12 protein-coding genes are annotated in these 16,011 nt (G+C 62.0%); 7 read left to right on the top strand and 5 right to left on the bottom strand.

Annotated features, from left to right (window positions below; genetic code table 11):
- The first annotated feature begins 218 nt into the window (after positions 1-218).
- Positions 219-662 (top strand): metalloregulator ArsR/SmtB family transcription factor, encoded by a 444-nt coding sequence (locus tag IRZ31_RS13545; protein ID WP_297154506.1) that lies wholly within the window; start codon positions 219-221, stop codon positions 660-662.
- A gap of 292 nt (positions 663-954) precedes the next feature.
- On the opposite strand, the gene IRZ31_RS13540 is transcribed toward IRZ31_RS13545, so the two are convergent.
- The 4 genes from IRZ31_RS13540 to IRZ31_RS13525 all read right to left on the bottom strand — a co-directional run bounded on the left by IRZ31_RS13540 (position 955) and on the right by IRZ31_RS13525 (position 5,807).
- Positions 955-2,181, bottom strand: coding sequence for an arabinogalactan endo-1,4-beta-galactosidase (locus IRZ31_RS13540; protein WP_297154504.1), 1,227 nt, complete (start codon positions 2,179-2,181; stop codon positions 955-957).
- 191 nt (positions 2,182-2,372) lie between these two features.
- Positions 2,373-3,302 carry a carbohydrate ABC transporter permease gene (locus IRZ31_RS13535; protein ID WP_297154502.1) on the bottom strand — a complete coding sequence of 310 codons (930 nt, stop codon included), beginning with the start codon at positions 3,300-3,302 and terminating at the stop codon, positions 2,373-2,375.
- Entirely contained in the window at positions 3,302-4,276 is a 975-nt protein-coding gene (locus tag IRZ31_RS13530) for a sugar ABC transporter permease (protein WP_297154500.1), read from the bottom strand. Before IRZ31_RS13530 ends, IRZ31_RS13535 begins: the two co-directional genes overlap by 1 nt.
- 208 nt (positions 4,277-4,484) lie before the next feature.
- Complete coding sequence (locus IRZ31_RS13525) at positions 4,485-5,807, bottom strand: sugar ABC transporter substrate-binding protein (RefSeq protein WP_297154498.1); 1,323 nt, start codon at positions 5,805-5,807, stop codon at positions 4,485-4,487.
- Positions 5,808-6,273: 466 nt separating this feature from the next.
- Between IRZ31_RS13525 and IRZ31_RS13520 the strand changes: the two genes are divergently transcribed.
- Entirely contained in the window at positions 6,274-7,416 is a 1,143-nt protein-coding gene (locus IRZ31_RS13520) for a LacI family DNA-binding transcriptional regulator (protein ID WP_297154496.1), read from the top strand.
- A gap of 242 nt (positions 7,417-7,658) precedes the next feature.
- Positions 7,659-10,061, top strand: coding sequence for a beta-galactosidase (locus IRZ31_RS13515; protein ID WP_297154494.1), 2,403 nt, complete (start codon positions 7,659-7,661; stop codon positions 10,059-10,061).
- A gap of 26 nt (positions 10,062-10,087) precedes the next feature.
- Here the strand turns inward: IRZ31_RS13515 and IRZ31_RS13510 are convergent, their stop codons facing one another.
- Entirely contained in the window at positions 10,088-11,347 is a 1,260-nt protein-coding gene (locus tag IRZ31_RS13510; RefSeq protein ID WP_297154492.1) for a hypothetical protein, read from the bottom strand.
- Between the two features lie 236 nt (positions 11,348-11,583).
- Between IRZ31_RS13510 and IRZ31_RS13505 the strand changes: the two genes are divergently transcribed.
- The 4 genes from IRZ31_RS13505 to nadA all read left to right on the top strand — a co-directional run.
- Positions 11,584-11,997 carry a secondary thiamine-phosphate synthase enzyme YjbQ gene (locus IRZ31_RS13505; protein WP_297154490.1) on the top strand — a complete coding sequence of 138 codons (414 nt, stop codon included), beginning with the start codon at positions 11,584-11,586 and terminating at the stop codon, positions 11,995-11,997.
- A gap of 228 nt (positions 11,998-12,225) precedes the next feature.
- Positions 12,226-13,941, top strand: a complete 1,716-nt coding sequence (gene nadB, locus IRZ31_RS13500) for an L-aspartate oxidase (RefSeq protein ID WP_297154488.1) — start codon at positions 12,226-12,228, stop codon at positions 13,939-13,941.
- Positions 13,934-14,779, top strand: a complete 846-nt coding sequence (nadC, locus tag IRZ31_RS13495; RefSeq protein ID WP_297154487.1) for a carboxylating nicotinate-nucleotide diphosphorylase — start codon at positions 13,934-13,936, stop codon at positions 14,777-14,779. Before nadB ends, nadC begins: the two co-directional genes overlap by 8 nt.
- 57 nt (positions 14,780-14,836) lie before the next feature.
- A partial coding sequence (nadA, locus tag IRZ31_RS13490) for a quinolinate synthase NadA (RefSeq protein ID WP_297154485.1) occupies positions 14,837-16,011 on the top strand: 1,175 nt, incomplete at its 3' end.

Below are 16,011 nucleotides of genomic sequence, written 5' to 3'. Positions count from 1 at the left end.
GTATTAGTATAGTACACAGGCCGGGATTGTCGCTTATATAGCCCGCCTGGTCTCCTTGCCTCGCTTCTTCGTCGCCAGCTGGCCGCCGGAAGCCACAGGTCACCCGGTCGCTTTCCTTGACGCGCGCGCTGCCGGATGATATCATCCTTCCATCAGCCTATACGGATATATATAAGATCTGTCGGGTAGCAACAAACAAAGAAGAGGCAAAAATATATATGAAGAGTGAGGGAGAGAGAAACAGTGACAGCGCCACGTCGCCGGCGGTGACAATCGCCAGCCTGACGGACAGGCAGCGCGACGAGGTGCGGGACCGGCCCGCGAGCGGGGACGCCCTGACGCCAGAAGCTGCTGAGCTTTACGCGCGCTTCTTCAAGGTGCTCAGCGACCCGACACGGCTGCGTCTGCTCGCCTTGCTGTTGGAGGCTCCGGCCCAGGGGCGCACGGTCAGCGAGCTGGTAGCGGCTCTGGGAGTGCCCCAGGGGCGGGTCTCGACTCATCTGGGCTGCCTGCGCTGGTGTGGCCTGGTGCAAGGGGTGCGCGAGGGGAAATATGTCTATTACCGCATCAGCGACGAGCGCGTGCGGCTGCTCCTGACCATCGCGGGGACCCTGTTGCAGGAACACGCTGCCAGCATCGCCTCCTGTGGTGTCATTCGCTAGCGACCAGGCTTGCGAGAGGTGCAAGTCGACTAAAGTGAGGAAGGGAGAGAGGCCGACGTTCCCTGCTGGCTGGAGGCGACAAAGGGGGAAGAGGAAGCGCTTGCGCTCTCCGTCTTGTCTGGGCCGCACATGGGAAGGGAGGCAAGCGGCCCAATCTCCCGAACCGGCAGACTGGGCCACCTGTGTGGGCGCTTCACATTGCGACTGTGTCGGCTTTGATAGATAGCGCTTGAACACTCGGTCGTTAGAGAGGAGAAGGGAAGATATCTGCTCGTCCGCCTCCGCCTGTCCGCTACTCGTAGCAGCGAATCGAAGGCAAGGCTCGACCTTGACGATCAAAGAGTGTCATGTTATCCCAGGCGTCGCCGGCTCCTGGCTCCCAACCCACCCCGGGTATCCAGGCTGATTCCCAATAGACCAGTCCACGCCCCCGGCCCTGTGGCACCTCTTCCACGATAGCCCGCACGGCCCGAATATAGGCGAGCTGGCCATCGGGCGTGGGAGGGTAGCCCGGCAGCAATGTTGTCTGCGCGTTGACAATATTCGGCTCGCTGTCCCCATCGGTTAAGGTCCAGGGATAAGCCGTCTCCACAACCACCAGATCTTTGCCATAGCGCGGCGCCAGATCGTTGAGATTCGCCTGCAGCGCCGAGAGCGGCCCATGCCACCACGGATAGTATGACAGGCCAATCACATCGAAATCCACGCCCTGGGCCAGTATATGATCGAAAAAGTAGCGACTGCCAGCATTATCGCCTCCGCGATCGATATGCACCATCACCTCGATCGCCCGGCTCGTATCACGCACGGCGGCGATGGCCGCCTTCAGCAAGGTTGCGAACTGGGGCCAGCGCTCCGTCCCATTGACATAGATCTGGCCCTGGGGCCAGAGCATTCCTGCTGTCACCTCGTTGCCCGTCTGCACCATCTCAGGCAGTGTTCCCTGGCGGGCCAAGGCTCCCAGCACCGAGCGCGTATAATCGTAGACCGTCTGCGCCAGCGTCGCCAGATCCTGGCCCTGCCAGCTCTGTGGCGTCGTCTGGTGGCTGGGATCGGCCCAAAAGTCAGAGTAATGGAAATCGAGCAAGAAGTGCAGGCCCGCGGCCTTAATCCGGCGCGCCATTGTCAAAATGTGCGGCAGGTCGTTGTACGGGATCGGCGGCTGAACCCACAGTCGTTCACGGATAAATGTCGCGCCGTGGTGAGCCACGATCTGCTCGGCGGGCAGCACGCGCCCTTGATCAGAAAAGTGCTTGCCGACGTCCTCCAGCTGCTGCAGCGTAGAAAGATCGTGGCCCAGCACTCGCGGGCGAGGCCCACCGCTCCGGCGAGGAGCCGGGTGCGGGGCGGCCAGCGCCGCCGGTAGGCCGCCACCGAGAGTCAGACCCCCGGCCAGAGCCGTTGCTGAGGCCATCTGGCCAAGGAAGCGCCGCCGGCTGACATGCTCTCTCCAGAGGGCGGGGGCAGACCACGCACCCCTGGCAACGGAGAGGAGATAGTGCTGTTCTTTGCGATCCATCGATTCTGCCTACCTTCCTCAGTCAAATCGAGAAGTCTGAGGGCATCCTGCCCTACCTGCCGGCCAGAGCTGGCGTACAGCCTGGAGGCGGCTTTGCTAGCGCCCCGCTCGGGCCGGCAACCTCGATAGCAACAGAACAGAACCTACCAGATTGGCTGCGCCTGACAGAGGGGTGGACGGGCAAAAGAGCGCTAAGAGCGCAGGCTGCCGAAGGTCAAACCGCCCTGCCAGTAGCGCTGCAGGAAGAGAAAGCCGATCATCAGCGGGATCACCGAGATCAGCGAGCCAGTAATCACCAGCGTATAGAGAATGCGTGACCCACTGAAGGCCTGGGACAGCTGATTCCAATTGGCCAGGCCGACTGTCAGCGGGTAGTACGCCGGGTTATTGGTCACCACCAGGGGCAGGAAAAAGTTATTCCACGTTCCCACGAAAGTCAGCAGCAGCACCGTCACAAAGCCGGGGGCCAGCAAGCGCAGGGCGATGCTCCAGAAAATGCGCCACTCACTGGCTCCATCGACGCGTGCTGCATCGAGCAAATCGTCAGGGAGCGCCTGCTCAGCGTAGACGCGCATCAAATAGACCCCAAAGGGGGTTACCAGCGACGGCAAGATGATGGCCAGTGGCGTATTCACCAGACCGACCTTGCTCAGTACCAGGTAGGTGGGGATAGCCAGGGCTGTATTAGGTACCATGATGCTCCCCAGGATAATAGCGAAGACCAGCTCGCGCCCTGGGAAAGAGAGCTTGGCGAACGTGTAACCGGCCAGCGTCGCGATCAGTGACGCCCCCAGGGCACTCACCACCGCGTAGTAGGCCGAGTTCGTCAGCCAGGTGACGAAGATGCCATCATCGTAGGTAAAGACATCGTGCAGGTTCTCCAGCAGATGGAAATCCGGCGCGAACCACAGTCCGAAGGTCGAAAACAGCTCATCGTTGGTCTTCGTCGCCGAAACCACCAGCCAGAAGAGGGGAATCACAAAGTAGACCAGCATCAGCACCAGGAAAAGCAGGACCAGCCCGCGCAGTGTCCAGCCGCCGCGTCGACCCACTGCCCGGGTCGAGGTCTGCCGTGTGGCGGCGATAGAGCCGCCAGCCGGAAGCGATCCAATACGAGCCATCAACGTTGCCCCCTGCGATAGGTCACCAGCATGAAGACGTAGGAGAACACGAAGACCACGGCGCCGAGCACGAAGGAGACCGCAGCGGCGTAGTTATACTGCTGGTTCGTGAAAGCCAGATTATAGGCGTAGAGGTTCGGCGTATAGTGGTCCTGAATCAGGTTGGGGACGATGGCCGTCATGATCTGCGGCTCATTGAAGAGCTGCAATGTCCCAATGATCGAGAAGACCACCGTCAACACAATGGCCGGGGCGATCAGCGGGATCTTAATGCGCCGGGCGATCTCCCAGCCGCTGGCCCCGTCGACGCGCGCCGCATCGTACAGCTCCGGCGGGATAGCCTGCAGGGCGGCATAAAGGATCACCATATTGTAACCGGTCCACTGCCAGGTCAAAATGTTGGCGATCGACGGCAGGAGACCGGCGGCGGTCAAGAAAGGTGGCGGTGGCCAGTGCAACAACTCCGCCAGTTGGGCGAAAGGCCCGATATGGGCGCTATACAGATAGCCCCAGAGCAGAGCGCCGATGACACTGGGGATCGCATAGGGAAGAAAGTAGCCCAGGCGGAAGATTGTCTTGAGGCGTACGATCTGGCTATCGAGCAGCAGGGCCAGCCCCAGGGCGAGGCCGAGCATCAGGGGTACCTGCGTAAACAGGAGCAGGAGGACGTTGCGCACCCCCTCCCAGAAATTGCCATCGTGCAGGACCTCCTGATAATTTTGCAGTCCTACGAAGGTAGTGCCTCCGATCAGACGCTCGACGAAGAAGCTGGTCCAAAGCGCGTACAGTAGCGGCACCAGGATAAAGAACGAGAAGAGCAGCAAGAACGGAAGCAAGAAGAGGTAAGGAATCACCGCTTGCTGACGCCAGCGTCGCCAGAGCCGCAGAGCGCTGGGAAGGCCGCTGGCGGGCGGTGCCAGCTCCTGGACCTCGATCGCTTGCTGTATTGCTTCAGTCTGACTGTGCTTTGCCATATGCCGTGACGGTATCATAGTACAGGCCTCTCATTCAAGCGAGGAAGGCAAAAGAGAGGAAGGAAAACCAACCCAGCGCAGGGCCTGGGAACAGAATGGCATCGCGGCGCGGGCCAGGGACGGTGCCGGGAGAGATCGAGCGGCTGGCTCCGGTTGCTGACCGGCCATCGCCCGGTCCTGGCTCCCGGCACCTCCCTGATGTGCCTGCTCATGAGATGACCGTAAAGCCCTGTGAGCGGGCGTAGGTCACCACCGCATTCTGCGTATTATGCATCGCCTGCTCGAACGAGATCTTGCCGTTCACCGCCGTCGCCAGCTGATTCTGCAGCTGGGAGAAGACATAGTCCTGGAAAGGACTCCACTGGAAGGAAGTATTGACCTGCTGGGCGGACTCCACAAAGATGCGGTTAACCTGCTGACCGCCGTAGAATGAGTTGGCCGTATCGAAGCTGGGGTCCTGCAAAGCGCTCTTCTGGGATGGGAAGAGGTAGAGCTTCTGAGTCAAGATCTTGACCGACTCAGGATTCGTATTCAGCCACTTCACAAACTCGGCGGCCTCAGCGGGATGCTGGCACTGCGTCGTCACAGCATCGGTTGAGCCACCCCAGTTGGCTGAGACCTGCTCACCAGCGCTCCACTGCGGGAGGGGTGCCGCGCGCCATAGGCCGACGGACTTTGGGGCAAAGCCCTCCAGATCGGACGGCGCCCAGGCGGCGGTGATCCAGGTGGCCAGCGTCCCATTCTGGAGCGCGGCATACCAGTCGTTGTTCCAATCGGCGGCGGTGCTCACAGCACCGCTCTTGACCAGGTTGCCCCAGTAGTTCGCCACCTTAAGCGCGGCGGCATCGTCCAGGTGGATCTTGATCGTCGTCCCATTAACCACGAAGGGCTGAGAACCGGCCTGCCAGAGCAGCGAGAAGAACCAGGGGCCATCACTAGCGGAGAAGTCGGTGATATAGATCTTGGGATTGGCTTTGTGCAGCTGGATGGCTTCCTGGGCGTACTGGTCCCAGGTAGTGGGGACGGGGAGGTTGTATTTCTTAAAGATGTCTTCGCGGTAGAGCAGGCCCATCGGGCCGGTATCCTGGGGGATGGCGTAGACCTTGCCGCCGCTGGAGACCTGGGCCCAGGTCCAGGGCACGAACTGATCCTTCACATCGTTGGCCCCGTACTGCGAAAGATCGACCAGTTTCCCGCTGAGGATGTACTGGGGGAGATAAGCGTACTCGATTTGCACCACGTCGGGAGCGCCTGAGCCGGCCTTGAGGGCTGTCGTCAGCTTGGTGTACTCCGTGCCGCCCGAACCGACGTTCTGCCATTTGATCTTGATGTTGGGATGGCTCTTCTCGAAGAGATCAATCGCTTGCTGGAGGTTGGGCACCCAGGACCAGAAGGTGAGCGTTACCGGCCCAGAGCTGGCGGACGTCCCACCACAGGCCACAAGATAGCTGCTGATGCTGAGCGCCAGGAGCAGCAGCAGGCCGGCCTTGACCATCCCCCTGGCACGGCAAAATAGGAGACCGCGGTTCATCTCTCGTTTCCTCCTTGACTGCACTGTAGGAGCTGACGCCTGCTGAAGACACTGCAGACGCAATCAACTGAGTGACCGACCGATTGACCCGGCGACGCTGATTCGTTGGTTCGTCCTCTCGGCGCTGACTCAGTCATCCTTCTCTCCTCCCATCCAGCCCCTCCGTCGTCTCTTCATCCGCCTGCCCCATCTGCCTATGAGTTCGTCCGTCCGTCCGCCCGTCCGTTCATCCCTGCACACCTAGATCGCTCTCTTGCAGCCGCTGGCTGGTCTGGGGCGCCGGCTTCCTGCCAGGCCGACCAACCCGACCGCTTTCCTTGCCTGCTCTGGCAAGGGGAGGTGGAACGGTCCACACGCGAAAAGTATAGAAGATGGACCGGTCCATGTCAAGGGTGAATGGCCTGTTACTTGACATGGACCGGTCCATCTTCTATACTCTAAACGAAGAGTTGAGGATGCGCTTTCGATGAAGGAATCTCGCTTTCAGCAGCAGCCGCATGAACGGCCTGGGGCAGCCAGGAAGGGGCACATGGTTACGATTTACGACATTGCGCGGGCGGCGGGAGTTGCCAAAAGCACAGTTGCCAATGTGCTGAGTGGCAAAGGCAAAGTCAGCGAGGCCACGCGTCAGCGTGTGCTCTACTATGCCCGAGAGCTGGGGTATCGGCCCAATCTGCTGGCGCGCAATCTCTCGCAGCACCGGACCTTTACCGTGGCCCTGATTCTGCCCACCATTGCCAACCCCTTCTATCCTGAGATCATGGAGGCCATTGAGCATATTCTTCGCCAGCGAGATTACCAGACCCTCTTCTGCAACACGCACGGTGACTTTGCCCTGGGGCGGCAGCAGATGGAGCGGCTGATGAGTCGCTGGGTTGATGGCTACATCATCATGGGGTCGAGCATGGACATAGCCGACATTGCGCACTATTTCCGTCAAGGCGTGCCCATTGTGCTCTGCGACTGGCAAGAGAATGAGTCGCCGTCGGACATTCCGCAGGTCACGGTCGATTTCTTCCGTGCGGGGCAACTGGCTGCTGAGCACCTGCTGGCGCTGGGGCACCGGCGCATTGCCGTCATTGTCGATGAGCCTCAGCAGCATCTGCGGTTAGAGGGTTTCCGCACGACATTGCGGCAGGCTGGCCTGGAGCTACCCCCGGACCGTATTGCTCTGGGTGACTCCTCGCTGGAGAGCGGCTATGCAGCGGCGCGTCAGTTGTTGAGCGTTGGGCAGGAGCTGGCGCCGCCAACGGCGATCTTTGCGACGAACGATTGGATGGCCCTCGGGGCGATGGAGCTGGTCCTTGACCGCGGGCTGCGCGTGCCCGAGGATATCTCGATCGTTGGCCTTGACGACATCGTGGTCTCTGCCCATCTACGTCCGCCGCTGACGACCATCGCTATTCCCAAGACACGCCTGGCTCAGGAGGCGACGGAACTGCTGCTGGCCCAAATTGAGGCGGCGAGCCAGGAGCAGGGGCGCGAGTTGCCGCCAGCTGGCGAAGGCACCGATGGCGCGGCTCAGCGCCAGGGAGTGACCGCCCCGCTGCGTCTGGTCCCGCCTTCTCTGGTGGTACGCCAGTCCACTGCGGTCCCTGCTTCGCCCTGATCGGGTATCCTAGCTGCGTCCGACCTGTCACGCCGCTGGCACTCTCTACCCGCCTGGCGCCTTCTTCTATGCCTGTAGTTGCCATTCAGGCTCTGGCCGGCTGTCTCCTATACAACTATAGTTCCTGACAACAGCTCAACCTGACAAATAGGTGGTGCCTGGCAGCCAGACTGCTGGCGGCCTCAGCCTGTGAGCGATCGAGCAAGTGATCCAGAGAGAGAAGAGCAGGAGGGAGAAGCCCATTGTCCGCCACATCGTTGCAGCCACATCTATCCGCTGATGATCGTTCCTACTATCGACTTGACCTGCGCGCTGCGGAGACAGCGACGGGGGGGCTGCCAGAGCTGCGCCTCCTGGCGCGCTCGCCGCAAGGGGAAACTCTGGCCCTGACGCGCCATTATCTACTCCGCAACGGGCAGCCCTGGATTCCCGTCATGGGCGAATTCCATCCCTCGCGCTATCCGCGCCGCTACTGGCGCGAAGCGCTGCAGAAGATGCGCGCCGGCGGTCTGACGCTGGTCTCCATCTATGTGTTCTGGATTCACGTCGAGGAAGAGGAGGGGCGCTTTGACTGGTCGGACAATCGAGATCTGCGCGCCTTTGTGCAGCTCTGCAGCGAGATGGGGCTGGAGATTCTGCTACGTGTAGGGCCGTTTGTGCATGGCGAGTGTCGCAACGGCGGGCTGCCCGACTGGCTTTACGGGCGGGCGGTGGCTGTGCGCTCGAATGACGAGCGCTATCTATTCTATGTGCGCCGCTACTTTGCTGAGATCGCGCGTCAGGTGCGGGGCTTCTTTTTTCAGGAGGGGGGGCCTATTCTTGGCGTGCAGCTAGAGAACGAGTATATGCATGCTGGGGCACCCTGGGAGCTAACCTTTCGGCCCGGCAGCGAGTGGGTGCCGCGGGGCAGCGATGGAACAGCCCATCTGGAGCGCCTGCTTGCCCTGGCCCGCGAGGTAGGTCTAGCGGCTCCCCTCTACACCTGCACGGCCTGGGGAGGGGCTGCTGTACCCGCAGAGGACTTCTTGCCAATGCATGCCGCTTATCCTTTTACGCCCTGGGAGCCTGATCCCGCTTTTGAGCCATCGCCCAGCCGCGAGTTCCTCTTTCGCTCCCCGCAGCAGCCCGAAAGCGACTGGTGGCGGGCCGGGGCCTTCCGCTATCCAATAGAGCGCTATCCGTACGCCTACTGCGAACTGGGGGCCGGCATCCAGATGACCTATCTCCACCGCCCCCAGGTGCCGCCCGAATGCACGCAGGCGCTGGCCCTGGTGGCTCTGGGCAGCGGCTGCAACTGGCTGGGTTATTACATGTATCATGGTGGCTCGAATCCGGTCGGTCATCACAGCTTCTTCAACGAGTTTACTGTGCCGCGTCTCTCCTATGATTTCCAGGCGCCCCTGGGGGAGTATGGTCAGATCCATTCCTCTTATCATCATCTGCGTCTATTGCACCTCTTCTTAGAGGAGTTCGGCAGCCGGCTGGCTCCACTGCCTGTGGTGCTACCGCCGGGGGCCGCTGTTGTGAAGCCACAGATGACTGGGGTGCTGCGCTATGCGGCGCGTGCTCAGCAGGGTCAGGGCTTTCTCTTTGTCAATACCTATCAGGATCATGCCGAGGGCCGGGATCTGGAGGGAATCACGCTGGAGGTCCTGCTGCCAGAGGGACGGCTGCGCCTGCCGCGCGAGGGTGATCTGAGGTTGCGGTGGGGAGTGAGCGCTATCTTCCCCATTGGGTTGGAGCTGGCCAATGGCCTGCACCTGCGCTACGCCACGGCCCAGCCGCTGACGGTTCTGCGCGCCGGCGGACGAACGACTCTGGCCTTTTTTGCTCCCGAGGGACTTCAGGCCGAATTTGCCTTTGCTCGTGAGGGCTGTCAGGCGCTGGCGCTGTCGGAGGGAAGGATGCTGGAAGAGAGGGAAACGCTCTATGCCTGGCCGCAGCCTGGTCTGGGGACGCGCCTGGAAGCGACCAGCCTTTCGGGCGAGGCCGTTGAACTGCTCGTCTTGTCTCAGGATCAGGCCCTGCGCTGCTGGAAGGTAAAGCTAGCAGGTGGCGAGTACCTGCTGCTTGCTGAGAGCGAGGGGGCGGCCTGGGTAGATGCCGATGAGGAGAGGCTAACGCTCTGCTGGCAGGGCCAGCCTCAGCTTGATCTGCTGTGCTATCCGCGCTTGCCTGCGACTCTGGAAGGGCCGGGCCTGCTGGAGGAGTGCGGCCAACAAGGCTTGTTCTGGCGCTATCGTCTGCAGTGTACTCCCTGGCAGGCTCGCTGGTCGCTGGAGCAGCCCGAGCCGCAAGTAGTGCGCCTGCGGCTGGCGGCGGAGGCTCTGGAGGGAGTGCAGGACCTCTTTCTGCATGTGGATTGTGTGGCCGATGTGGGTCAGGCCTTTCTCGATGGGCGACTGGTGGCCGATTACTTCGGCTCTGAGCGACCGTGGGTGATCGGTCTGAAGCGCTTCCTGCAACCCGGGCAGGAGCTGGAGCTGATCTTGCGCTTTACTCCCTTACGGGCTGATGCGCCGGTGCTGCGCTATTTCTCCAGGGAGCGCCTGCCAGCGCCTGCCAGCGATGGTACCCTGCCAGTGACGCTGCGGTCCGTTCGTCTGGTGCCCGAGTACGAGATCGTGCTGCCCTGGCAGAGCTGATGGCCGGCTGATCTGACTGGATGGCTTCAAGCTGCGGCGTTGGGGAGGATCGGCAGCAGCGTGCGCCAGAGCGTGCCCGGCTCCCAGGTGGCCCGGTACCAGACGGCGATCTGCAAATATGCCTGAGCGTTGCTGAACTGCGGCGTCTGCTTCAGCAGGTCACGAAATTCGCGGATGATGCGCAGCAGGTTCTCGGCGGTGTGGTACCAGACGGCATGCCTGATCCCGCTGCTGTCCGTGTAGACCAGGTGGGCGGCGTAGGGATCGTTCAGGTTGCTGGCCTCCTGGTCGATCTGGGCGGCGGGAATAGTCTTGACCAGGGCCACCGCGTCGGCGTAGTTGATCCCGCCGTCAAAGATCCAGTGCCCATCGGCGGCCTGGTGCCAGCGCGCTCCATACAGGGGAAACTCCCAGACGATGCGCGGCAACATCTGGGGCATGGTCTTGAGGGCATAGGCCAGGATCTGTTTGAGCCAGGGCACGCTCACTGTCGGCCCTGGTGTGAAATAGGACTGGTCCAGCGACATGATGACGATAAAATCGGCGCAGTGCCCGAGCAGCGACCAGTCCTCAAAGCCGTTCAGATTGTAGTAGTCGTCCTGGTCGGCCACCTTATGAATGAGGGCGATGCCGTAGGGCTTGTTGAGGGCCTGCATGGCCTTCCAGACCAGGCGGTTGTAATCCGCGAAAAGCTGCTGGATCTGCGGATAGGTGCGATCGGCTCCCTCCAGGTCCATAATAACCCCATCGTAGCCGCCCTGCTTGACGACGTTGACGATCGCCTGAATATAGGCCGGCTGCTGGGTAGCTGCTTTGATATAGTCCGACTGCTGCTGGGCCGTCCAGCCGTTGGCGTCGGTCTCCATTGTGACTGTCAGGTAGGCTTTCCCCCCTTTGCTATGGATCAGACGAACCACGTTATCCATGCTGAGGGTCCCCGGCTGGCAATTATTGCTCTCGCCGTTCATCAGCTGCCCCGTCAGGGGATTGACCCAGCCGCTGCCGACCAGGGCCGCATCGGGATTGATGTCGGCGGTCTGCAGATAGGCCTGGATGCCACGCTGGCAGTCGCGCCCGACAATCCAGCCGAGTGAGGCCAGTCTGCCATTGAGCAGGTGGAGCGTCTGCGGTGTCTCCTGTCCCTGTTGCTGCAGGCCCACGTCGCTGCCTGCCCACAGAAAGCTAAGAGGGGCATGCGCCCGCGCCACCCCCATCAACAGGACTAGCACAATGGCCACGACGATAAGCAAGAGTCCGCTCAGGACGCCACGCCTCTGCTGGTGCATGGAGTGTCCTCGCTGTTACCGCTGCTGGAGAGCTGAACCACTTTGTTCCAGAGCGTACCATATTTCTCCTCCCAAAGGGAAGGGCCTGGCCAGAACGAGTGGATTGCCTACGACTGGCGTCAGCACTATACTTGGACGAAAATGGCTCCTGCCGATCCGCGTTTCCCGCTGGCGGGTCTGGCTCAGCGGCTCTATTGGCTCGTGATCCTTACCTCAGATAGAGCAGGAGGTTGCTGGTGAAATCACATACGGCCTATCTCACCTTTCATACCAGGAAGCGGAAGGATATTATCCCCATTACGGACCAGGTTGAGCGCATCATTGGCGAGAGTGGCATCCAGGAGGGCCTGGCGCTGGTCTCTTCGATGCACCTGACGGCCAGTGTCATCATCCAGGACGAGGAGTCTGGCCTCTGGCGCGATATCATGGAGTGGGCCGAGCAGGTGGCCCCCGAACGGCCCAACTATCACCACCATCGCACCGGCGAGGATAACGGCGATGCTCACCTCAAGAATCTCTTAATGCATTTGCAGGTGGTCATTCCTATCACGCGCGGGCGCTTCGACGCCGGTCCCTGGCAGCGCCTCTTTTACGTTGAGTTCGATGGCCAGCGCGATAAACGCGTCATTGTGAAAGTGATCGGCGAGTAACTTGACCGCACAAACTCACTCGCGCAGGCGCTAAGGGGCTGGGCCTGGACAACAAGCGCGCTCTTGCCCTCCGGGCAGCGCTTCCCCGGCCCCTTGTTTTCCTGATAGATCGCTGGTATACTTGTTAGCAATACGGTTGGTGTACTTGATACACCTTTTTCTTTTTTGAGGCCAGTTAGTGTAAAATTTACACTTAATGGCTGTGGACCGAGACAAGAAGGGACCATCATGGCGAGCTGCCAGAGATTTGATGTAGCCATTGTTGGCGCTGGCATCGCCGGCCTGACTGTGGCTCTCAGCCTGCCGCCTGACTGGCGAGTGGCTCTCTTTACCAAAGGGCGGCTGGGGGAGAGCAACACGCGCTATGCGCAGGGAGGGCTGGCGGCGGCATTGGGGCCGGACGACAGTCCCGAACTCCATTATGCGGACACCCTGGCGGCGGGGGCTGGCCTTTGCGACCCAGAGGCCGTACGTGTCCTCGTTGAAGAAGCGCCGACAGCTGTGCGCTGGCTGATCGAGCTGGGTGTTCGTTTTGATCGCGCGGGGCCTGGGGAGAGTGCGGAGGCCGCTACCGCTGATGGCCTGCTCTTAGGTCAGGAAGCGGCTCATTGCCGGCGGCGCATTCTCCACGCGGGTGGCGATGCCACCGGGGCTGAAATCGAGCGCGCCCTGCTGGCCGCCCTCAAGGCGCGTTCCCGGATCACCATCTACGCCGACACTCCTGTCTGTGCCCTGCTCGTCGACGAGGCTGGCTGCAGTGGTCTGCAGGCCCTTGATCAGCAGGGACAGCCCTTTGTCGTCGAAGCGCGCCACACAGTTCTAGCCTGCGGTGGCACAGGCAGCCTTTGGGCTTACACCTCCAATCCCGCTGGAGCTACCGCTGACGGCCTGGCCCTGGCCTGGCGTGCCGGGGCCGCTTTAGCCGACCTTGAATTCGTCCAGTTCCACCCGACTGTTCTCAAGGTCAACGGCGCCACTCATCTCATCTCGGAGGCCGTCCGGGGCGAAGGGGCCTATCTGCGCAACCATGCTGGCGAGCGCTTCATGCCGCGTTACCATCCCCTGGCCGAGCTGGCCCCGCGCGATGTGGTGGCGCGGGCCATCCTCAGCGAGATGTTGACCGAGGGGGTAGATTGCCAATACCTCGACCTGACCCATCTTCCTGATGAGCGGATGTATGCGCGCTTTCCGACCATCGCCGCCCTCTGCCGTCATCACGGCCTGGATCTGGCCCATGATCTGCTGCCAGTCGCCCCGGCAGCCCATTACTGCATGGGCGGAATTCAGGTCGACCTGCAGGGTCGCAGCAGTATTCCGCATCTTTATGCTGTCGGTGAAGTTGCCTGTACCGGCGTCCACGGCGCCAATCGCCTTGCCAGTAACTCCTTGCTTGAAGGACTGGTCTTTGGGCGTCGCCTCGCCGCGCTCCTGCGTGGGGAGGCCCATGAGCAGGCTTCCTGCGCTGCCGGGCGGCGGCAGCGCGAGCTGAGACTGTCGCTCTTCGCTGCTCAGGACCAGGCTCGTCCCTGGCCGCTGCCGCCGGCCTGGGTCGGGCCAGAGGAGCTGGCGCGCGCTATCCAGCGCGAGCTACGAGAGCTGATGTGGCGCTCAGTCTCGCTCTGCCGCGACGAGGATGGGCTGCGCATCGCCTGGCGCCAGTTGCTCCAGCTGCGGGCCTGCTTCGCTGGAGCAGCCCGAGCACGCGCTCCTCATGAGGCAGTTGGACGCGCCTGGCTAGAGACCGCCAACATGCTCGATAGTGCCGCTCTCGTTGTGCAGGCTGCTCTGGCGCGGCGCGAAAGTCGCGGCAGCCACTGGCGTAGCGACTATCCCCAGCCTGATCCGTCGCTCTCCGGTGTCAGTCTTGTCCTGCGGCCCGCTCTTCAGAGCGTCGAGGCCGCCAGCAGCGCAGCTCTCCAGCACAAAGGAAGACCGTATGTCTGAACTCCCGCTTGACCTGATCAGGCAGGCCCTGATTGAAGACGGAGCCTATCGCGATCTCACCACCCTGTGTACAGTGCCTGCTGAGGCCCAGGCGCGGGCCATCCTGCTGGCACGACGCGAAGGGGTCGTTGCTGGCCTGGCCGTGGCCCTGGCGACCTTTCGCCTGCTCGACGAGCACGTCTACTGCGAGGCGCATGTCAGCGATGGAGAGGCTGTCATCGCCAACCAGACACTGGCCGTGCTCAGCGGGCCGGCGCGTGCGCTTTTAAGTGCCGAGCGTGTGGCCCTCAACTTCCTCGGCCACCTCTCCGGCATCGCCACCCTGACCGCGCGCTGCGTTCGCGCTGTGGCCGGCACCGGCGTGCGCATTCTCGACACGCGCAAGACCACTCCTGGGCTGCGGGCTCTCGAAAAAGAGGCTGTGCGCCTGGGAGGGGGCCACAACCACCGCTTCGGTCTCAGCGATGGCATTCTTATCAAAGACAACCACATCAAGGCTGCCGGTGGCCTGGCCGCCGCCATCGCGGCGGTGCGCCACCAGGTGCCGCATCTCCTCAAAATCGAAGTCGAGTGCGAGACCCTTGAGGAGGTGCGAGCCGCCGTACAGGCCGGGGCCGACGCCATCTTGCTCGACAACATGGATGTAGAGCAATTGCGTCAGGCCGTCGCCCTTGTGCGGGCCAAAACGCCTGGAATCCTTCTCGAAGCCTCGGGCGGTATCGGCCCAGATCCAGAGCGCCTGGCGGCAGTGGCGGCCACTGGCGTCGATTTCATCTCTCTTGGGGCACTGACGCACTCGGCTCCCAATCTGGATGTCGCCCTGGAATTTCTCTCGTAGCCCTTGCCTGCGGGAGCGTTACAAGCCAAGCAGTCACGAAAGGAGGCGCGAAGTCTCATGGCTCTGCAAACAGCCTGTGAAGCCAGCCAGGAGAGCCGTATTCTGCCCTTGCTCCATCCGGCCACGCGCGACCAGTATGCGCACGGAGGGCGCGCTGATCACATCCCGCGGCGCTATGCCGAGATGGACGGAGCCGAACTGGATCGGCGCATCAGCCAGGCCAAAGCTACTCTTGGCCGGCGCCTGCTGATCCTGGGCCACCACTACCAGCGTGACGAGATCATCAAATATGCCGACCTGCGCGGCGACTCCTTTAAGCTCGCTCAGCAGGCAGCAGCGCGGCCCGAGGCCGACTATATTGTCTTCTGCGGCGTCCACTTTATGGCCGAGAGCGCCGACATTCTCAGCGCTCCTCATCAGCAAGTCATCCTGCCCAACCCGACCGCTGGCTGCTCAATGGCCGATATGGCCAGCATCGCTGAGGTTGAAGAGTGCTGGGAGACCCTCAACGAGGTCCTGGGTGAGGAGGCCGGCCTCGTGCCGGTCACATACATCAACTCGGCGGCCAGCCTCAAAGCCTTCTGCGGCGAGCACGGGGGCATCGTCTGCACCTCCAGCAATGCCTTCAAGGTCATGGAGTGGGCCTTCAGTCGCGGGCGACGCCTGCTCTTCTTCCCCGACGAGCACCTCGGGCGCAATACTGGCCACGCCTACGGCATCCCCGAGGATGAGATGATCGTCTGGAATCCCAAGAATCCCCAGGAGACCCTCGACGACGAGGAGCGGCTGCAACGCGCGCGCCTCATCCTTTGGAAAGGCTACTGCTCAACCCACATGCGCTTTACCGTGCAGCAGATCGCCAAGGCCCGCGCCGACTACCCTGGCATCACGGTGATCGTCCATCCTGAGTGCCGGCGGGAGGTGGTCGAGGCCGCCGATCTCTACGGATCAACCGAGTATATCATCCAGCAGATCGAGCAGGCGCCGGCGGGCAGCCAGTGGGCGGTAGGGACCGAAATCAACCTGGTCCATCGCCTGGCTCAGGCGCATCCTGATAAGCTCATCTTCTGCCTTGACCCGATCGTCTGCCCTTGCTCGACCATGTATCGCATCCATCCGGCGTACCTGGCCTGGGTCCTGGAGGCCCTCGTTGACGGCCAGGTGATCAATCAGGTCAAGGTGAACTCTGAGGTGGCCCATTGGGCCCGTGTCGCCCTCGACCGCATGCTGGC

The sequence above is a fragment of the Thermogemmatispora sp. genome (genome assembly GCF_019683635.1).
In the GTDB taxonomy this organism is placed as follows: domain Bacteria; phylum Chloroflexota; class Ktedonobacteria; order Ktedonobacterales; family Ktedonobacteraceae; genus Thermogemmatispora.
The sequence above is the reverse complement of the archived record's forward strand: the minus strand, read 5'-3'. Positions and strand labels throughout refer to the sequence as shown.

Coding starts and splice junctions, on each gene's coding strand:
- nadC (WP_297154487.1), top strand. CDS start 13,934: ATGTCTGAACTCCCGCTTGACCTGATCAGGCAGGCCCTGATTGAAGAC.
- IRZ31_RS13530 (WP_297154500.1), bottom strand. CDS start 4,276: ATGGCAAAGCACAGTCAGACTGAAGCAATACAGCAAGCGATCGAGGTC.
- IRZ31_RS13535 (WP_297154502.1), bottom strand. CDS start 3,302: ATGGCTCGTATTGGATCGCTTCCGGCTGGCGGCTCTATCGCCGCCACA.
- IRZ31_RS13545 (WP_297154506.1), top strand. CDS start 219: ATGAAGAGTGAGGGAGAGAGAAACAGTGACAGCGCCACGTCGCCGGCG.
- IRZ31_RS13520 (WP_297154496.1), top strand. CDS start 6,274: ATGAAGGAATCTCGCTTTCAGCAGCAGCCGCATGAACGGCCTGGGGCA.
- IRZ31_RS13540 (WP_297154504.1), bottom strand. CDS start 2,181: ATGGATCGCAAAGAACAGCACTATCTCCTCTCCGTTGCCAGGGGTGCG.
- IRZ31_RS13510 (WP_297154492.1), bottom strand. CDS start 11,347: ATGCACCAGCAGAGGCGTGGCGTCCTGAGCGGACTCTTGCTTATCGTC.
- nadB (WP_297154488.1), top strand. CDS start 12,226: ATGGCGAGCTGCCAGAGATTTGATGTAGCCATTGTTGGCGCTGGCATC.
- IRZ31_RS13525 (WP_297154498.1), bottom strand. CDS start 5,807: ATGAACCGCGGTCTCCTATTTTGCCGTGCCAGGGGGATGGTCAAGGCC.